The 17,749-nt window shown below is 69.7% G+C and carries 15 protein-coding genes and 2 pseudogenes; 8 read left to right on the top strand and 9 right to left on the bottom strand.

The genetic code is table 11. From position 1 onward, the window contains the following. The 5 genes and pseudogenes from AQJ91_RS02755 to AQJ91_RS02735 all read right to left on the bottom strand — a co-directional run. On the bottom strand, positions 1-198 hold a 198-nt coding region (locus AQJ91_RS02755; RefSeq protein ID WP_199847827.1), incomplete at its 3' end, for a zf-HC2 domain-containing protein. A 39-nt stretch (positions 199-237) separates the two neighbouring features. Next, positions 238-853: pseudogene (locus tag AQJ91_RS02750) on the bottom strand (RNA polymerase sigma factor). Positions 854-893: 40 nt separating this feature from the next. Next, positions 894-1,946: an aminotransferase class V-fold PLP-dependent enzyme gene (locus AQJ91_RS02745; protein ID WP_067015661.1), complete on the bottom strand. Its 1,053-nt coding sequence runs from the start codon at positions 1,944-1,946 to the stop codon at positions 894-896. 99 nt (positions 1,947-2,045) lie between these two features. After that, positions 2,046-2,765 carry a DsbA family oxidoreductase gene (locus AQJ91_RS02740; RefSeq protein WP_067015658.1) on the bottom strand — a complete coding sequence of 240 codons (720 nt, stop codon included), beginning with the start codon at positions 2,763-2,765 and terminating at the stop codon, positions 2,046-2,048. 77 nt (positions 2,766-2,842) lie between these two features. Further along, positions 2,843-3,340, bottom strand: a complete 498-nt coding sequence (locus AQJ91_RS02735) for a GNAT family N-acetyltransferase (protein ID WP_199847826.1) — start codon at positions 3,338-3,340, stop codon at positions 2,843-2,845. A gap of 298 nt (positions 3,341-3,638) precedes the next feature. On the opposite strand from AQJ91_RS02735, the pseudogene AQJ91_RS55110 reads away from it, so the two are divergent. Next, a pseudogene (locus tag AQJ91_RS55110) lies at positions 3,639-4,031 on the top strand (IS200/IS605 family accessory protein TnpB-related protein); the annotation flags it as partial. Here AQJ91_RS55110 and AQJ91_RS02730 read toward each other — a convergent pair. Next, positions 3,978-4,586: a DUF1349 domain-containing protein gene (locus AQJ91_RS02730; protein ID WP_067015652.1), complete on the bottom strand. Its 609-nt coding sequence runs from the start codon at positions 4,584-4,586 to the stop codon at positions 3,978-3,980. The pseudogene AQJ91_RS55110 and the gene AQJ91_RS02730 sit on opposite strands and share 54 nt — an antisense overlap. A gap of 45 nt (positions 4,587-4,631) precedes the next feature. After that, positions 4,632-6,161, bottom strand: a complete 1,530-nt coding sequence (locus AQJ91_RS02725) for an aldehyde dehydrogenase (NADP(+)) (RefSeq protein WP_079084638.1) — start codon at positions 6,159-6,161, stop codon at positions 4,632-4,634. Between the two features lie 120 nt (positions 6,162-6,281). Between AQJ91_RS02725 and AQJ91_RS02720 the strand changes: the two genes are divergently transcribed. The 3 genes from AQJ91_RS02720 to AQJ91_RS02710 all read left to right on the top strand — a co-directional run bounded on the left by AQJ91_RS02720 (position 6,282) and on the right by AQJ91_RS02710 (position 9,060). Beyond that, positions 6,282-7,055, top strand: coding sequence for an IclR family transcriptional regulator (locus AQJ91_RS02720; RefSeq protein WP_037743746.1), 774 nt, complete (start codon positions 6,282-6,284; stop codon positions 7,053-7,055). A 3-nt stretch (positions 7,056-7,058) separates the two neighbouring features. Continuing rightward, positions 7,059-7,529 carry a GNAT family N-acetyltransferase gene (locus tag AQJ91_RS02715; protein WP_067015646.1) on the top strand — a complete coding sequence of 157 codons (471 nt, stop codon included), beginning with the start codon at positions 7,059-7,061 and terminating at the stop codon, positions 7,527-7,529. A 79-nt stretch (positions 7,530-7,608) separates the two neighbouring features. Next, positions 7,609-9,060 carry a peptidoglycan D,D-transpeptidase FtsI family protein gene (locus AQJ91_RS02710; RefSeq protein WP_067015644.1) on the top strand — a complete coding sequence of 484 codons (1,452 nt, stop codon included), beginning with the start codon at positions 7,609-7,611 and terminating at the stop codon, positions 9,058-9,060. Positions 9,061-9,099: 39 nt separating this feature from the next. Here AQJ91_RS02710 and AQJ91_RS02705 read toward each other — a convergent pair whose 3' ends face one another. After that, positions 9,100-10,548, bottom strand: a complete 1,449-nt coding sequence (locus tag AQJ91_RS02705; RefSeq protein ID WP_067015641.1) for an NCS2 family permease — start codon at positions 10,546-10,548, stop codon at positions 9,100-9,102. A 248-nt stretch (positions 10,549-10,796) separates the two neighbouring features. Here AQJ91_RS02705 and AQJ91_RS02700 point away from each other — a divergent pair, with 248 nt between their 5' ends. The 3 genes from AQJ91_RS02700 to AQJ91_RS02690 all read left to right on the top strand — a co-directional run bounded on the left by AQJ91_RS02700 (position 10,797) and on the right by AQJ91_RS02690 (position 13,973). After that, the gene (locus tag AQJ91_RS02700) at positions 10,797-11,366 is read left to right on the top strand and encodes a SigE family RNA polymerase sigma factor (RefSeq protein WP_067015638.1); all 570 of its coding nucleotides are present in this window, start codon (positions 10,797-10,799) and stop codon (positions 11,364-11,366) included. Beyond that, positions 11,363-12,202: a hypothetical protein gene (locus AQJ91_RS02695; RefSeq protein ID WP_067015635.1), complete on the top strand. Its 840-nt coding sequence runs from the start codon at positions 11,363-11,365 to the stop codon at positions 12,200-12,202. The genes AQJ91_RS02700 and AQJ91_RS02695 overlap by 4 nt, the downstream gene beginning before the upstream one ends. A gap of 88 nt (positions 12,203-12,290) precedes the next feature. Beyond that, positions 12,291-13,973, top strand: coding sequence for a rhamnogalacturonan lyase B N-terminal domain-containing protein (locus AQJ91_RS02690; protein ID WP_067015632.1), 1,683 nt, complete (start codon positions 12,291-12,293; stop codon positions 13,971-13,973). Between the two features lie 164 nt (positions 13,974-14,137). On the opposite strand, the gene AQJ91_RS02685 is transcribed toward AQJ91_RS02690, so the two are convergent. Continuing rightward, complete coding sequence (locus AQJ91_RS02685; RefSeq protein WP_067015629.1) at positions 14,138-15,292, bottom strand: right-handed parallel beta-helix repeat-containing protein; 1,155 nt, start codon at positions 15,290-15,292, stop codon at positions 14,138-14,140. A 241-nt stretch (positions 15,293-15,533) separates the two neighbouring features. On the opposite strand from AQJ91_RS02685, the gene AQJ91_RS02680 reads away from it, so the two are divergent. After that, on the top strand, positions 15,534-17,749 hold a 2,216-nt coding region (locus AQJ91_RS02680), incomplete at its 3' end, for a glycoside hydrolase family 43 protein (RefSeq protein ID WP_067015626.1).

The raw sequence follows: 17,749 nt of genomic DNA, 5'->3' as shown, positions 1-17,749 counted from the left end.
GCCTCCGGCCGGCCCTCCGGGAGCGGCCGGCGGCGGCCCGTCCAGTAGCCGTACCGTCTCCTGCCACCGTGCCGCCTCCGCCGCGCAGCTCTCGCACTCGGCCAGGTGGGGCGGGACCGTCTTCTCGTCGGCCGGGTCGAGGGCGCCGAAGGCCCAGGCGGCCAGCAGGTCGCGTACCGCGTCGTGATCATCGGTCATCGCAGCGCACCTCCTTCCCCGAGCGTTCCCCTCTCGCCATCATGCGCCCCTTTCCAGCGCGGGGTCGGGCGGGTCGGCCGAATCCGCCAAGGACGCAGCCGAGGTGCGCAGGGCGGTGCGTAACCGGGTTTTGGCCGTACCCTCCGGGATACCCAGCTCCACCGCGGCCTGGCGGTAGGTGCGGCCCGCGAAGTAGGCGAGGTGTACGACTTCGCGTTGTGGCTGTGGGAGTTCGCTCGAGCGCGGAGTGCAGGAGGAGGGAGCGTTCGCGGTCGACGACCGTCTCGTCGGGGCCGGGACCTGCGTCGGGGAGGGTGTGCAGGGCGGAGTCGTCGGCGCCGGCGGCCTTGCGGTGCCGGGCCTCGCTGCGCACCCGGTCCACGGCCCGCCGGTGGGCGAGCAGGGACAGCCAGGTGCGCAGCGAGCCGCGGCCCGCGTCGAAGGCGTACGGCCGGCTCCACAGGTGGGCGGAGACCTCCTGCGCCACATCCTCGGCGGCGGCCGGGCTACGGGTCACCCGCACGGCGATCCGCCGCACCAGAGAGCCGTACGCCGTGTACGCCTCGGCCAGCGCGGACTCGTCGCCGTACACCAGCCGCCGGTGCAACTCCGCGTCGGCGGAAGGCTGTACGAACGGATCGCCGGTGGACTCCACGTGCCCTTCCTGGCGTCCCGGCCCGGCCCGCGCCAGTGGTTCAGGAAGACAGCACGTCCAGGAGCCGGTCGACATCGGCGGTCGTGTTGTAGAGGTGGAAGGACGCGCGCAGGTTGCCCGCGCGGTTGGAGACCTCGATGCCGGCCCTGCTCAGCTCGGGCTGGCGGTGGCCGAGACCGGGGACGGAGACGATCGCCGAGCCGGGGGCGGGCAGGGGCGCATGGCCGAGGGTGGCGAGGCCGGCGCGGAAGCGGTCGGCGAGGGCGAGGTCGTGGGTGCGTACGGCGTCCACGCCGAGCTCCTCCAGCAGGGCCAGGGAGTGGCGCACTCCGGTGTAGCTGAAGAGGGCCGGGGGCAGGTCGAACCGGCGGGCGGAGTGGGCGAGTTCGGTGACCGGGCCGTAGCAGCTGTCCCAGGGGTTCTCCCCGGCGACCCAGCCGGCCAGGATCGGCGTCAGCGCGCCGAAGTCCTCCGGGACGACGAGGAAGCCCGCGCCGTGCGGGCCGAGCAGCCACTTGTAGCAGACGGAGACGGTGAAGTCGTACGCGTCCGCGTCCATGGGCAGCCAGGTGACGGCCTGGGAGAAGTCGACGTAGGTGCGGGCGCCGTGTTCCCGGGCCGCCTCGCGGAGCGCGGGCAGGTCGGCGATCCGGCCGTCGGCGGACTGCGCGGCGCTGACCGCGACGAGCGCGGTGCCGGGGCGGACGGACTCGGCGAGCCGCTCCAGTGGCACGATGCGCACCTTGAGGTCGCCGCGGACGTGGAAGGGGTTCACGACGGAGGTGAAGTCGTCCTCGGCGGTGACGACTTCGGCGCCCGCGGGCAGCGAGGCGGCGACCAGCCCGGTGTACGCGCTGACCGAGGAGCCGGCCGCCACCCGGCCGACCGGGACGCCGGCCAGCCGCGCGAAGGACGCCCGGGCGGCCTCGACGTCCTCGAACAGCGGGTCCAGCGGCGCGCCGTCGGCCCTGAGCTGCACGGCCTGGTGCAGCGCGGCGACGGTGCGGGCGGGCAGGAGCCCGCTGCTCGCGGTGTTCAGAAAAGTGTTCTTCGGGGCGAACTCGGCACGGACGAGGCTCTCGAAGGTCTCCATGGGTCCACTGTGGGCCCGCACAATCCCCTCGTCCATTGCGATTTTTTACGTGGTTCCCCTAAGGAACGCTTATCTATCGCCCCTGACCTGCACCGTTGCTCAGTGCTGCGGCGGCACCGCGCACCCGTCGGGACCGCAGGCCTCCGCGTCCCCACTGTCGATCAGCTGGAGCGGTTGCCGCTCGCCCCACGCCTGCGTCAGGGCCTGGCTGAAGACCTCGGCGGGCTGGGCGCCGGAGACGCCGACCTTGCGGTCGAGGACGAAGAACGGCACGCCGCCGGCGCCGAGCTGGGCGGCCTCGCGCTCGTCGGCGCGGACGTCGTCGGCGTAGGCGTCCGGGTCGGCGAGGACCTTGCGGGCGTCCTCGGCGTCCAGGCCGGCGGCGACGGCCAGTCCCACGAGCCGCTCGTCGCCCTCGGAGTAGACGGAGCGTTCGTCGGCGAAGTTGGCCCGGTAGAGGACCTGGAGAAGCTCGGCCTGCCTGCCCTGCTCCTTGGCGAGGTGCAGCAGCCGGTGCATGTCGAAGGTGCTGCCGTGGTCGCGGCCACGGGTGCGGTATCCCAGGCCCTCGGCGGCGGCCAGCTGGGCCAGGTTGTCCTCGCCGGCGTCGACCTGGGCCGCGCTCATGCCGTATTTCTTGGTGAGCATGCTGGTGACCGTCTCGATGTCGCCCTTGGCGCGCCCCGGGTCCAGCTCGAAGGAGCGGTGCACCACCTCGACCTGGTCACGGTGCGGGAAGGCCGCCAGCGCCTTCTCGAAACGGGCCTTGCCCACGTAGCACCAGGGGCAGGCGATGTCGCTCCAGATCTCGACGCGCATGTCTTCGGCTCTCTCTCCAGGTCGTACGGCTACGGAGACTCCCTCCGCCAAGTACGTGAACCTTCAACTGGTCGGGGTCATTCCCCGCGCACGGAGAAACGCAGGCCGAGATGGTGATCACCCTGGGCGAGCGGCTGCTCCGGGTCCGGGATCCAGCCCTGGCGGGCGTAGAAGGCCTGGGCACGGTGGTTGTCGACGTGCACGTCCAGTACGGCGGTCCGCCTGCCGTCGGCCCGCCACTCCTCGACGCAGGCCGTGTGCAGGGCCGTACCGACGCCGGAGCGCCACCGGTCGGGGTCGACATGGAACTGGAACAGCTTGACCGTTTCCGCGGGGGCGCCCTCCGGGGTGCGGAAGGAGGCGATGCCGGCCAGGGCGGCGTCGCGCACCGCGCACCGCACATGGGTGTCGGGCCGCTCGATGGCCTCGGCCCACCGGGCCGTCCAGTCGATGCCGTCGTCCGGGAGGCCGTCCGGGTAGTACGTCGACCTCGCGCGCTGGTGGAGCGCGGCCACGGCCGCCGCCTCGCAGGGCAGGGCGGTTCTGATCACCAGGGACGGGGCAGTTCTGATCATGCAGCGTTGGACGTGTCCGCGGCGCCGACGGTTCCGAGCCGGCTGAACTGCGCGCGGTGGGCGCTCGGTGTGAGGCCCGTACGGCGGACCAGGTGTGCGCGGAGCGAGCCGGCGGTGCCCAGGCCGCAGCCGCGGGCCACCTGGTCCATGGGCGGGGGCGGGGTCTCCAGGAGTCCCCTCGCGTGCTCGATGCACTGGTGGGACAGTCGCCGCAGAGGACGACCCCGAGAGCGGGACTGGAACAGCCGGCGCCGGGTTGCAGTGGGTTCAGGTGAGCGGAGTTGTTCCCGGTCATGGGGTGTCCATGGCCGCTGAGCAGGGCCTGGCGATCGTCGCGGTCGACCCCGCGTACGCCTCCCGGTGGGGCACCCGGCATTGGCAGCAGCCCCTCACCAGCAAGACTCGCACCATGACCCGGCACGATGCCGCAAGCATCGCGATCGGACGACGCGCCCTCGGGCACCCGATCCGGCGACGGATGGCACCGCCCCGCAGCGGCCAGAGCGATCGTTGCGGGCATCGGACCGTCCAGGCCGCCTCAGGAGCCCGGGGGCGTGAGGAAACCCGCCCCCGCATGCCCGGACCGCGCACACGATGCGCGCCGCCCGGTCGCGGAGCGAATGCGGACGTACGACGTTCAGCTTCCGTCTCTCAGGTCCTGCGGCCAGCTCGGTCGGAACGAGATGTGGTCGTACGTAACGACACACCCCTCCCCCATCGGCGACTGCGCCATGAAGCCGACCAGGGCGGCACCGGTCTCCTTCTCCTCCCCCAGGGTGAACAGCCGGACGAAGGTCCACCGCTCACCGTCCCGGGAGGCGTGGAAGGCGAAGGCACGCCCCGTACGGCTCACCCTCAGCCAGACCGAACTCCCTTCCACAGTGAAGGAGTTGGCGTCGTCGGAGTGCCCCCGGGTGACCACCGTGCAGACGGTGGGCACGTCCGGGGAGTACTCCAGACAGAGCTTGGCCCAGGCCCGCTCACCGACATGGACGTAGAGCACCCCGGCATCAAACGCCCCCGCAAACCCGACGGTGACCCGCGAGATCAGCTGAAAGTCCCCTTCGGGCGCACCCAGCAGCCGCGGCGCATCGGAGGCGGGGTCGAGGGCCTCATCTGTGGGGGGCACGAAGCGGTCCTGGCGGGGCCCGGCCCACCCGGTGAGGACTCCGTCCTCGTAGGACCAGTTGCCGTCGGGCCCGTAAGTACGGAGGGGAAAGGGCAGTTCGGGAAGCTCCACGTCCATCCACTCATTCTCTCAGGCGAGCTGCATTGCCCTTGAGGGGCGCGGCTACCGCTCGAGGTTGCCGTTGAACCGACGAGGCAGCCCCAACGGGTTGTCGTCGCGCAGTTCCTTCGGCAGCAGCGCCTCAGGCGCCCCCTGATACGCAACCGGCCGCATCCACCGCTCAATAGCCGTACCGCCAACAGAGGTCGACGTGGAGGTCGTAGCCGGGTAAGGCCCACCGTGATGCTGAGCCGCAGCCACAGCAACCCCCGTCGGCCACCCATTGACCAGCACACGCCCGGCCAGCGGCGTCAGCTCGGCGAGAATCTCCGCGCCGCGCCCCTCACCGGCCGCCTCCTCCTCCGACAGATGAACCGTCGCCGTGAGGTTGCCCGGCAGCCGGGACAGCACGGCCTGCGCCTGCGCGTCGTCGTCGTAGCGGGCCACGACCGTCACCGGACCGAAGCACTCCTCCAGCAGCAGGTCGTACGCCCCCTCGCCGGCCAGCCTCTCCGCCGGAACCGTCAGGAAGCCCGCGCTCACCGTGTGCTCGCTGCCGGCGCCCGGCGTCACCGGCGAGTCCACGTCGGGAAGCTCGACGCGCTCGGCGACACCGGCGATGAAGTTGTCCCGCATGCGGTGGTCGAGCAGGACGCCCGCCTCGGTGTCGCTGACGGCATCGGTCAGGGACTTCACCAGCCCGTCACCCGCCGCCCCGGACGGCACCAGCACCAGCCCCGGCTTCACACAGAACTGCCCGACACCCAGCGTCATCGAGCCGGCGAGCCCCGTACCGATGGCCTCCGCACGCTCGGCCGCCGCGGCCTCGGTGATCACGACAGGGTTCAGCGACCCCAGCTCACCGTGGAACGGAATCGGCACCGGCCGCGCCGCCGCCGCGTCGAACAGCGCCCGGCCGCCCCGGATCGAGCCGGTGAAGCCGGCCGCGGCGACCAGCGGGTGCCTGATCAGCTCGATGCCCGCCTCGAAGCCGTGGACGAGGCCCACGACGCCGACCGGGATGTCGTGCTCCGCGGCTGCCATCCGCAGCACCTTGGCGACCAGCTCGGACAGACCGGGGTGGTCGGGGTGGGACTTGACGACGACCGGGCAGCCCGCGCCCAGCGCGCTCGCGGTGTCGCCGCCGGCGACCGAGAAGGCGAAGGGGAAGTTGGAGGCCGAGTAGACGGCGACGACGCCCAGCGGCACCTTGTAGCGGCGCAGATCCGGGATCGGCGGGGTCGCGGTGGCGTCGGGGTGGTTGATCACGACGTCGAGGAAGGCGCCCTCGTCGACGATGCCGGCGAAGGCCCGCAGCTGGTAGCAGGTGCGGGCGAGCTCGCCGGTGAGGCGGACCGGGCCGAGCGCGGTCTCGGCGTCGGCGGCCTCGACGAGCTGGTCCTTGGCGGCCTCCAGCTTGTCGGCGGCGGTGCGCAGGAAGGCCGCGCGGACCGTGCGGTCGGCGAGAGCGCCGCGCGCGTCGTGCGCGGCGCGGACGGCGGCGTCCACCTCCTGGGCTGTGGCCTCCACCGCAACCTGTTCACGCTGCTTCCCGGTTCGGGGGTCGACACTCCAGACTGGTGCTGCTGCCACCGCGGGTCCCTCCACATGTATCTGGGTCATTCACCAGGTCGTTCGATATGCTGAACGCCGTCTCTGATGATGAATATGCTGTTGGAGACTATTTCCCGTCGAACGAAGGGGTCAAGGGCGATGTCGGCTGGCGAGACGGGCGGCGGGGCGCAGGTCAAGTCCGCGGTACGAACGGTTGAACTGCTCGAATACTTCGCCGGGCGCCCCGGTATGCACTCCCTCGCGGCGGTCCAGGAGGCCGTCGGTTATCCCAAGTCCAGTCTGTACATGCTGCTGCGTACGCTCGTGGAGCTGGGCTGGGTGGAGACGGACGCCACGGGCACACGGTACGGCATCGGCGTCCGGGCGCTGCTGGTCGGCACGTCGTACATCGACGGGGACGAGGTGGTCGCGGCGGCGCGGCCGACCCTGGACCGGCTGTCGGACGACACGACGGAGACCATCCACCTGGCCCGTCTCGACGGCACGAACGTCGTCTACCTCGCCACCCGCCAGTCGCAGCACTACCTCCGCCCCTTCACCCGCGTCGGCCGCCGCCTCCCCGCCCACTCCACCTCCCTCGGCAAGGCGCTGCTCAGCACGTACACCGACGAGCAGGTCCGCAAGATGCTGCCCGAGACGCTGCCCGCCCTGACCGAGAACACGATCACCGACCGGGAGAAGCTCATCGAGGAGCTGCACCAGGTCCGGGAGCAGGGCTTCGCCGTGGACCGCGAGGAGAACACGCTGGGCCTGCGCTGCTTCGGCGTGGCGATCCCGTACCGCACGCCGGCGCGTGACGCGATCAGCTGCTCGGTGCCGGTGGCCCGACTGACCCCCGCGCACGAACAGATGGTGAAGGACGCCCTGTTCGACGCCCGCGACCGACTGACGCTCGCCACCCGGAGGCTCTGACCCATGAATGTCGCGCTCCGCGAGGTCCACGACAGCGACCTGCCGGTCTTCTATCGGCAGATGAACGACCCCGAGGCCCTCCGCATGGCGGCCTTCACGCCCGACGATCCGGCCGACTGGGCTGCCTTCGACGCCCGCTGGAAGCGGATCCGTACCTCGGCCGACGTCGTGCGGACGGTGCTCGCCGACGGTGACGTGGTGGGGAGCGCGGCGGTGTACGGGGAGCCGGGCGAGCGCGAGGTGACGTACTGGGTGGACCGGGCGTACTGGGGGCGCGGCGTCGCGACCGCCGCGCTGCGGGGGCTGCTGACGGAGGTGCCCGAGCGGCCGCTGTACGCGCGGGCCGCGGCGGACAACGAGGGGTCGCTGCGGGTGCTGCGCAAGTGCGGCTTCCGGGTGACCGCGAGGGCGACGGGCTTCGCCCAGGCCCGGGGCGAGGAGATCGAGGAGCTGGTCCTCATGCTGGAGGAGTGAGGCCGGTTTCATGAACGCTCGATGAGAAAACGGGCGGAAGGGAACGATTCACTTTCCCCCGGTCGTCTTCCTGAGCGGGATGAACAAGACGATCAGGCGGGCGTCCGTCTTCACGCTGCTCCTGGTGCTGGCCCTGCTGGTCAGGGCGACCTGGGTGCAGTTCTACGAAGGCCAGGCGCTCGCGGACGCCAGCGACAACCGGCGCAACGCGATCACGACGTACGCGGAGCCGCTCGGGAACATCATCGTGGCCGGCGAGGCGGTCACCGGCTCGGCGAAGACGAAGGGCAGCGACCTCGACTACAAGCGCACGTACACGGACGGCCCGCTGTACGCGGCGGTGACGGGCTTCGCCTCGCAGGCGTACCAGCCGACCCAACTGGAGGGCATCTACGCGAACCTCCTCAACGGCACGGACACCCGTCTGAAGACCGTGATGGACACGGTCACCAACGAGCGCGCGGAACCGGGCACCGTGGTCACGACGATCGACCCGGCCGTGCAGAAGGCGGCATACGAGGCGCTCGGCGACAACAAGGGCGCGGCGGTCGCGATCGATCCGACGACCGGCAAGATCCTGGCCGTCGTGTCGACGCCGTCGTACGACCCGTCGTCGCTGACCGACGCGAACACCGCGGGGGCGGCCTGGGAGGAGCTCAACGCGGACTCCGACAAGCCGCTGACCAACCGCGCGCTGCGGCAGCCGCTGCCGCCGGGGTCGACGTTCAAGCTGGTCGTGGCGGCGGCCGCGCTGGAGGACGGGCTGTACTCGTCGGTGGACGACCGGACCGACAGTCCGGACCCGTACACGTTGCCGGGCACGACGACCGTGCTGCGCAACGAGAACTCGTCCGCGCCCTGCGAGAACGCCACGATCCGCACGGCGTTGCAGTACTCGTGCAACAACGTCTTCGCCAAGATGGCCGTCGACCTGGGCCAGGACAAGGTGAAGGCGATGGCCGAGAAGTTCGGCTTCGACAACGCCGAGCAGGATGTGCCGGTGCGGGCGTACGAGAGCGTGTACCCGTCGGACATGGACAGGTCCTCCACCGCGCTGACGGGCATCGGCCAGTTCGATGTCACGGCGACGCCGTTGCAGATGGCCATGGTGTCGGCGGCCATCGCCAATGGCGGCAAGCTGGTTTCGCCGCACATGGTTTCGCAGATCACCGACGGTGGCGGTGACGTGCTGAAGAACTACGACGACGACGCGGGGACGACGGAGATCGTCAGCTCCGACACCGCCGAGCAGTTGCAGTCGGCCATGCAGACCGTCGTCGACGAGGGCACCGGCACGAACGCGCAGATCTCCGGTGCGACCGTGGGCGGCAAGACCGGTACGGCTCAGCACGGTGAGAACAACAGCAAGACGCCGTACGCCTGGTTCACGTCGTATGCGAAGGCCGACGGCAAGGAGGTCGCCGTGGCGGTCATGGTGGAGCAGTCGGATGCGGCCCGGTCCGAGGTCAGCGGTAACGGGCTGGCGGCACCGGTGGCCAAGGCCATGATGGAGGCGGCACTCAGGAGTTAGAGCGAACGGGGACAACCCCCAAGGGGCTGTCCCCGCAGTTCACTTCACTCCGAGAATCTGCTCGATCGGATCGATCGCGAAGTACACCAGGAACAGCACCGACGTTCCCCACAGCAGCCAGTGGATCTCCTTGGCCTTGCCGAGGACGACCTTGATCACCACGTAGGCGAGGAAGCCCGCGCCGATGCCGTTGGTGATCGAGTACGTGAAGGGCATCACGGCGATCGTCAGGAACGCCGGGATGGCGACCTCGTACTTGTCCCAGTCGATGTGCTTGACCTGGGTCATCATCAGGAAGCCGACGGCGACCAGGGCCGGGGCGGCCGCCTGGAGCGGGACGATCGTGAGCAGCGGGGTCAGGAACAGCGCCGCCGCGAACAGGCCGCCGGTGACCAGGTTCGAGAAGCCGGTGCGGGAGCCCTCGCCGACGCCCGCCGCCGACTCGATGTACGAGGTCGCCGAGGACGACGAGGACGCGCCGCCCGCGACCGCCGCGGCACCGTCGATCAGCAGCACACGGCCCAGGTTGGGCACCTTGCCCTGGTCGTCGAGGAGTCCGGCCTCGGCGCTGACGCCGACGACGGTGCCCATCGTGTCGAAGAAGTCGGACAGGATCAGCGTGAAGATCAGCAGGACGACCGTGATGACGGTGGTCTCGCCGAACGCGCCGAACAGGCTGAAGTCGCCGATCAGTCCGAAGTCGGGGGTGTCGAACACGGTGCCCGGCCACTCGGGCGTGGTCAGACCCCAGGTCTTCACGTCGGCGATGGAGTTGATGATCATCGCGAGGACCGTCATGGTCACGATGCTGATGAGGATGGCGCCCTTCACCTTGCGGGCGAGCAGACCGATCGTCAGCAGCACGCCGAGGCAGAAGACGAGCATCGGCCAGCCGGTGAGGGCGCCGGTGCCGATCTGGACCGGCACGGTGGTGTTCGCGGCGTCCGGGATACGGGTGACGAAGCCCGCGTCGACGAAGCCGATGAAGGCGATGAACAGGCCGATGCCGACGCTGATCGCCTGCTTGAGGGGTTGCGGGATGGCGTGCATGACGGCCTCGCGCAGACCGGTGACCACGAGGACGCAGATCAGCAGGCCTTCGAGGACGACCAGGCCCATCGCGTCGTCCCAGGCCATCAGCGGGGCTATCTGGAAGGCGACGACGGCGTTCAGGCCGAGGCCCGCGGCGAGCGCGAGGGGCAGGTTGCCGCCGACGCCCATGATGATCGTCATGACCGCGGCCACCAGGGCGGTGGCGGTGGTCAGTTGGACGGGGTCCAGCTGGTCGCCGAACTTGTCCTTCGCACTGCCCAGGATGATGGGATTCAGGACAAGGATGTAGGCCATCGTGAAGAACGTGGCGAATCCGCCGCGTATCTCGCGGGCGAAGGTGGATCCCCGCTCGGAGATCTTGAAGAACCGGTCGACGCTGTTCGCGCCGGGGGGCGCGGCACTTGGCCGGTCGGCCACCTTCTCGGTATCGGACATGGGGGTTACTCCTTGTTGCCTGACTGATCAGTGTGCGGATGCTGGCTGGATTGTTCCTGTGTTGAACTCGTTTCAGGTTTTCTCCGTGTTACGGAATCAGAGCTGCTCACCGTACGAATCTCCATACGGCGTTCGAAGCCTCGTGCGAAGCGCGTGCGCGATCACTGCTACGCTTCCCGACCTCAACCAGATGATCTCCGGACTATCACATGTCATACACATGCCACTCATAGCAGGAGGGGTCGCCCGTGGGCACAGTCGTCGACGACGCCGCCTCCGTGGAGTTCCATGCCTTCTTCGAGCGTCACTATGCCGAACTGTCCCGGCTGGCCCATCTGCTGACGGGTGAGGCGGACAGCGCCGACGATCTGGCGGCGGACGCGTTGCTGGCGCTGTGGCACCGCTGGGACCGGGTACGCGCGGCCGACCGTCCGGCCGCGTACGCGCGCGGGGTCGTGGCCAATCTGGCCCGTACGAAGATCCGCAGCGCGGTGCGCGAGCGAAGGCGCGTCGCCCTGTTCTGGTCGCAGCGCGAGGAGAGGACCGAGAACCCGGACGTGGCGGGGGTCGTCGACGTACAGGAGGCGTTGCGTAGACTTCCGTTCCGCAAACGCGCCTGTGTGGTGCTGCGGCACGCCTTCGACCTCTCGGAGAAGGACACCGCGCTCGCCCTGGGTGTCTCGGTCGGTACGGTGAAGAGCCAGACCTCCAAGGGAATGGCCGAGCTGCAGCGATTGCTCGGGACACAGGGCGCCGCCCCGCTCCAGGTGCACGCGGCCATGGCGCGCACCGGCGACGCCGGAGGAAGGGACCGATGATGCAGCGGGACGTGCACGACGGACTGCGCGCCGAGCTGCACGAGGCGGCCGAGGCGCACGAGCCGAACCGCGAGCGGATCCTGGCCCGGATCGAGCGCGGCATGGCCGAACAGACCCGCCCCGACCACCGGGCGACGCGTCCGCCGGTGTACGGCTGGTTCCGGGTGGTGACCGCCACGGCCGCGGTCGCGGGTGTGCTCGCGGTCGGCGGCTACGCGGTGGCGTCCGCCGTGAAGGAGGACACCCCGCAGCAGTCGGTGGCGACCTCGCCCACGCCCACGCCGGACGCGACGAGCCGGGCGCCGGTTCCGCCGGTGGAGCCGAAGCCGGAGAAGCCGAAGGAGACGCGCAGGCCGAGCAGTTCACCGTCCCAGCAGCCGCCGTCGGTCACCGTGCGGCCGTCTGCCGGTGAGGAGGACGGCCCGCTGTGGTCGCACGGCTCGGTCGACCCGCACAGCAACGACTTCTGGGCGCAGAGCAATCTGACCCTGAAGACCAGTGAGCAACTGACCGCCCTCACCGTCGAGTTGAAGGTCGCGCAGACCGGCGGGGTGACCTCCTCCGGCGCCTGGCGCGCCCTGCCCGAGGCCGACTTCACGCTGACGGTCGGCGAGCGGGACGGCTTCCTCGTCTACACCTGGGTACTCAAGGAGGGCCGTACGGTCCCGAAGGGCGAGTGGGTGTTCGCGGGGCAGTACAACCATGAGCGCGGCGGCCGGGACGCACAGGACGACAGCTACGCGATGACGGCCACGGCGGGCGGCGAACAGCTGGCCGTGGCGGGCGGCTTCGCGGCGCTCGACGGCGACGACTCGACGTCCGACGGGGATTCGTGAAGAAATTCCGGAAGGGCGGCAACCCTTTCCGCGCGGGTGGCGACCAGGAGGCACAAGGTTCTCCTCCCACGCAAGGAACGGCTCCCCCTTGAGCACGCACAAGAGACACCTCACGCGCCGACGGGTGCTCGGGGCCTCCGCGATCGGCATCGCCGCCACCGGCGCGGCCGTCGCGGGCGGTACCGGCCTCCTCTCGTCCGCGTCCGCCGCGGCCTTCGGCTACACGGACGACGGCACGAACTACGTCGTCGGCACCGGGGCCTCGCTGGTCTTCAAGGTCTCCAAGTCCACCGGCGACATCACGTCCCTGGTCTACAAGGGCAAGGAGTACGAGGGGTACGGCGGCAGGCACTCGCACGTCGAGTCCGGGCTCGGGGCGTCCACGGTCAGCATCAAGCAGTCCGGGTCGACCATCCTCGTGAAGATCGTGCACGGCGCGATCACCCAGTGGTACGCGGCCCGCAGCGGCCAGAACAACGTCTACCTGTGGACCGACAAGAAGGACGCCTCCTTCACCGCGACCCGCTACATCGTCCGCCTCAAGCCCGGGATCTTCCCGAACGAGGGCCCGGACTCCTGGGTGGAGGCCTCGGACAAGGTCATCGAGGCGGGCGACGTCTGGAAGCGCGCGGACGGCACGACCCACTCGAAGCACTTCTCCGGCAAGCGGGTCATCGACTACGACCACATCGGCTTCACCACCGGCTCGGTCGGTCTGTATCTGGTGCGCTCCAACCACGAGAAGGCGTCCGGCGGCCCGTTCTACCGCTCGCTGCTGCGCCACTCCAACGAGGGCGGCGCCGCCCTGTACGAGATCCTGCACTACAACCAGGCACAGACGGAGGCCCAGCGCTTCGGTCTCCAGGGCCCGTTCGTGCTGTCGTTCACGAACGGCGGTACGCCCTCGTCGTCGCTGTTCGCCGCCAAGCTGGGCACCTCCTGGGTGGACGGCCTCGGCATCACCGGCTGGGTCGGCGCGTCCGGCCGCGGCAAGGTCGCGGGCGTCGGTCTGAAGGGGATGGACGCCAAGTACGCGTACACCGTGGGCTTCGCGAACGCGGACGCGCAGTACTGGGCGAAGGCGGCGGCCGGCACGGGGGCGTACTCCTGCAAGGGAATGCTGCCGGGGACGTACACACTGACCGTCTACAAGGGCGAACTGGCCGTCCACACCGACACGGTGAAGGTGACCGCGGGCGGTACGACGTCCCTGCACAGCCTCACGATCACCGGCGACCCGTCCACCGCCAAGACCCTCTGGCGGCTCGGCGACTGGGACGGCACACCCGGCGAGTTCAAGAACGCCAAGCTGATGACGTACGCGCATCCGTCCGACGGCCGCGCGGCGAAGTGGACCGGCAACGTCACCATCGGCAGTGGCAGCGAGGCGGCGTCCTTCCCGGCGTACCTGTGGAAGGACGTCAACGACGGCGTCCTGCTCTACTTCAGGCTGACCGAAAAGCAGGCAGCCGCCGCGCACACCCTGCGCGTCGGGGTCACGGACGCCTTCCTCAACGGCCGTCCGCGCGTCACCGTGAACGACTGGGTCTCGGCCGTCCCCACGGCTCCCTCACAACCCTCGACGCGTTCCCTCACCACGGGTTCCTACCGGGGGAACAACCACATGTTCACTTTCCACGTCCCTAACAGTGCGTGGAAGACGGACCCCGCTCAGTACAACGTGCTGAAGCTGAACATCGTCAGTGGTTCGACCGGCTCGGCCTTCCTCAGCCCGGGCACGTCGTTCGACTGCATGGACCTGCTGGCCTGAGCCCCCCTCGGTGCCAGCAGCGCCGGCTCGAGCCCCCCTCAGCCGGCAACACGAACGCCCCGCCGGTGACGACCGGCGGGGCGTTCATCTCTCCGGAGAGCTAGGGCGTGTTTCGAAAGTCCCGTCTGCCCGGCGGGCGGACGACGCTACTTTCGAAACACGCCCTAGTTCATCGTGGAGCCGATGATGGTCGAGCCGGTCGTCAGGAAGGACGTGGCGGGCAGCGCGCCGTCCGGCTTACGGGCTCCGTACGCCGTCGCCGCGTCCGTGGACCTGAAGGACGGGGTGGACACACCGCTGTCCCAGTTGTTCGCCGCGCAGACCGTGGACGAACCCACCTTGGCCAGGCCCTTCTTGTTGCTGACAGCGAGGTTGCGGGCGAGCCGCGCCTTGCCGGTGGCGAAGTAGTAGCCCGACCCGGCGTTGGTGTAGGCGGTGTTGCGGTTCAGCAGGATCGCGCCGGTGTTGGAGTTCTCGGTGAAGCCGTGCTGTGTGTTGTCCCAGGCCGCGTTGTTGTTGACGACGTGCGCGACCGAGGCGCCTCCGCCGCCCAGCTTGAACCCGTTGCCGTTGCCCTCGAAGGCCGAGTCGCCCCACCGGTTCCTGCCGTTGCCGAAGGACCAGGTGTGCTCGATGGTGACCGGCGAGGAGAACTGCCACAGGTCGAGGCCGTCGTCGGAGTTGTTGTACAGGCGGGCGCCCGTGATCCTGTTGCCGGATCCGGAGCCGAACTTCACGGCGATCCCGTCGGCGTTCTGCCCGTGCCCGGCGAGGTCGTAGTTGCCGTAACTGTCCAGGTTCTGCACGAGGTTGCCGATCGTGCCGTCGCCCCGCAGCGTGAACCCGGAGTCCCCGTTCTTCGCGGTGACCAGGTTCCTGAAGACGCCCCCGACCGACGAGGTGACGACGAAGCCCTGCGCCGGGGAGTTCTGGAACGTGAGGTTCTGCACGGTCCAGTAGTCGCCGTAGATCCCGGCCAGCCAGGATCCGTCCGGCAGCTTGGAGCCGTCGATCCTCACCTTCTCGCTGCCGTACGCCCGCAAGGTGATCCGCGCCGAACCGGTGCCGTTCGCCGTGGACTTGAGGGTCGCCGTCGGGTAGTACGTGCCGCCGCGGACCTGGATGGTCGTACCGGCGGCGGCGTTCCTGACCGCCGACTCCAGCTGGGCGGTGCTGGACACGGTGATCGTCGTCGCCGCGGCCTCGGCGCCGTCGCCGGAGAGGCCGAGGTGGACGCCGCCCGCCCCCGCCGCGACGGCCACCGCCGCGGCGATGGAGAGGGTGCGGGTCCTGCGGTGGCGTCCGGTGCCCAGCAGCACGGGGCGTTCCTTTCCTCGGGGATGGGGGCGAAGCGGGCCGGAGGGGCCGCCCCGGCCCGCTTCTGACACCTGGTCGCCGCCGTACCCGCAAAGGTTGCCGCGTCTCGAAGACCGGCGAAAGTTTCGGTCCGCCCTGCCACCCGCACACCGATTGACGCCCTGTTCCCCGCCGATAACACTCCGAGACAGTAGAACGAACAGAACCCCCCAACGGAACCCCCACACCCCAACAGGATGTGTCATGCGCCCCCGCACCGCCCGCACTCTCCTGATCCCGTTCCTCGCCCTCCTGCTCGGCCTGCTGACCACACCCCCCAGTACCGCGAACTCCGGAGCCCCACCCGTGAAAGACCCCAAGTACGCCGGCTATCTCTTCGCCTACTTCACCGGCGAGAGCACCGCCGACGGCGAGCAGATCCGCTACGCCCTCAGCCGTGGCAACGACGCACTGCACTGGCGTGAGCTGAACGCCGGCAAGCCCGTGCTGTCCTCCACCATCGGGGAGAAGGGCCTGCGCGACCCGTTCGTGATCCGCTCCCCCGAGGGCGACAGGTTCTACATGATCGCCACCGACCTGCGGATGTACCAGAACAGCAGCGGCAGCTGGGACCAGGTCCAGCGGCACGGCAGCAAGTCGATCATGGTGTGGGAGTCCACCGACCTGGTCCACTGGACCGACCAGCGGCTGGTGAAGGTGTCCCCCGACAACGCGGGCAACACCTGGGCGCCGGAGGCCTACTGGGACCAGTCGCTCGGTGAGTACGTCGTCTTCTGGGCGTCGAAGCTGTACGCGGACGACGATCCCGACCACACGGGATCGACGTACAACAAGATGCTGTACGCGACCACGAAGGACTTCCGCACCTTCAGCGAGCCGAAGGTCTGGAACGACCCCGGCTACTCGGTCATCGACTCGACGGTCGTGCAGCACAACGGCACGTACTACCGCTACACCAAGGACGAGCGGGACCCCTCCTCCGGCTCGCCCTGCTCGAAGTTCATCACCGCCGAGAAGTCGACGTCGCTGACCTCGACCAAGTACGACTTCGTGGCCGACTGCATCGGCAGCGGCGCGATGGACCGCGGCGAGGGGCCGACGGTGTTCAAGTCGAACACCGAGGAGAAGTGGTACCTGTTCGTCGACGAGTACAGCGGCCGCGGCTACCTCCCCCTGGAGACGACCGACCTCGACTCGGGCAAGTGGACCCCCTCGCAGAGCTTCCAGCTTCCGGCGAGTCCCCGGCACGGCACGGTGATTCCGGTGACGCAGGCCGAGTACGACCGGCTACTGGCCGCCTATCCGGCGTCCCCGGCGTCAGTCGTGGACGCGACGGCGAAGGACCAGAAGGGGTACGCGATCGTCACGGAGAGCGCCTCGAAGGTTGTCCTCCCGATGCGGCCGGACGCCGGCCTCTCCCGGCTCGCCCCGAAGCTGTGGGCCGGCGAGGGCGCCACGCTCAGCCCGCGCTCCGGCACCCGGCGCGACTTCCGCAAGCCGCAGACGTACACGGTGACGGCCGCGGACGGCACCCGACGCACCTGGACGGTGGAGGCGGTACGCACCAACAGCCCCACCCTGCCCGGCCTCAACGCCGACCCGGACGTCCACTACCTGAACGGCGAGTACTGGATCTACCCGACGACGGACGGCTTCCAGGGCTGGGGCGGCACACAGTTCAAGGCGTACTCGTCGAAGGACCTGGTCCGCTGGAAGGACCACGGCGTGATCCTGGACCTCGGTCCGGACGTGTCATGGGCGGACAAGTACGCGTGGGCGCCGGCCATCGCCGAGCGGGACGGCAAGTACTACTTCTACTTCTGCGCCGAGCAGCAGATCGGCGTCGCGGTGGCCGACTCCCCCGCCGGCCCGTTCAAGGACGCGCTGGGCAAGCCGCTGGTCGCCAAGGGAGGTTCGCTGCAGGGCCAGATGATCGACCCGGCGGTGTTCACGGACGACGACGGGACGGCGTATCTCTACTGGGGCAACGGCCACGGGTACGTCGTCCCGCTGAACGACGACATGGTGTCGTTCGACGCGGCCCAGGTGAAGGACATCACCCCGGACAACTTCCGGGAGGGAACCTTCGTGATCAAACGCCAGGGCACGTACTACTTCATGTGGTCCGAGGACGACACCCGCAGCGAGAACTACCACGTCGCCTATGCGACGGGACCGTCCCCGCTCGGCCCGTGGACCAAGAAGGGGACGATCCTGTCCAAGCGTCCCGAGTACGGCATCCTCGGCACCGGCCACCACTCCGTGGTGAACACGCCCGGCACCGACGACTGGTACGCCGTCTACCACCGGTTCGCCCTCAACGGCCCCGGAAAGCCGGGCGGGGACGGCATGCACCGGGAGACGACGATCGACCGCCTGGAGTTCGCGGCGGACGGGACGATCAAGCCGGTGGTGCCGACGCTGGAGTCGGTGAAGCCGGTACGGGCCCAGGCGAGTGA

It is taken from the genome of Streptomyces dysideae (assembly GCF_001514305.1).
Taxonomy (GTDB): Bacteria; Actinomycetota; Actinomycetes; order Streptomycetales; family Streptomycetaceae; genus Streptomyces; species Streptomyces dysideae.
The sequence above is the reverse complement of the archived record's forward strand: the minus strand, read 5'-3'. Positions and strand labels throughout refer to the sequence as shown.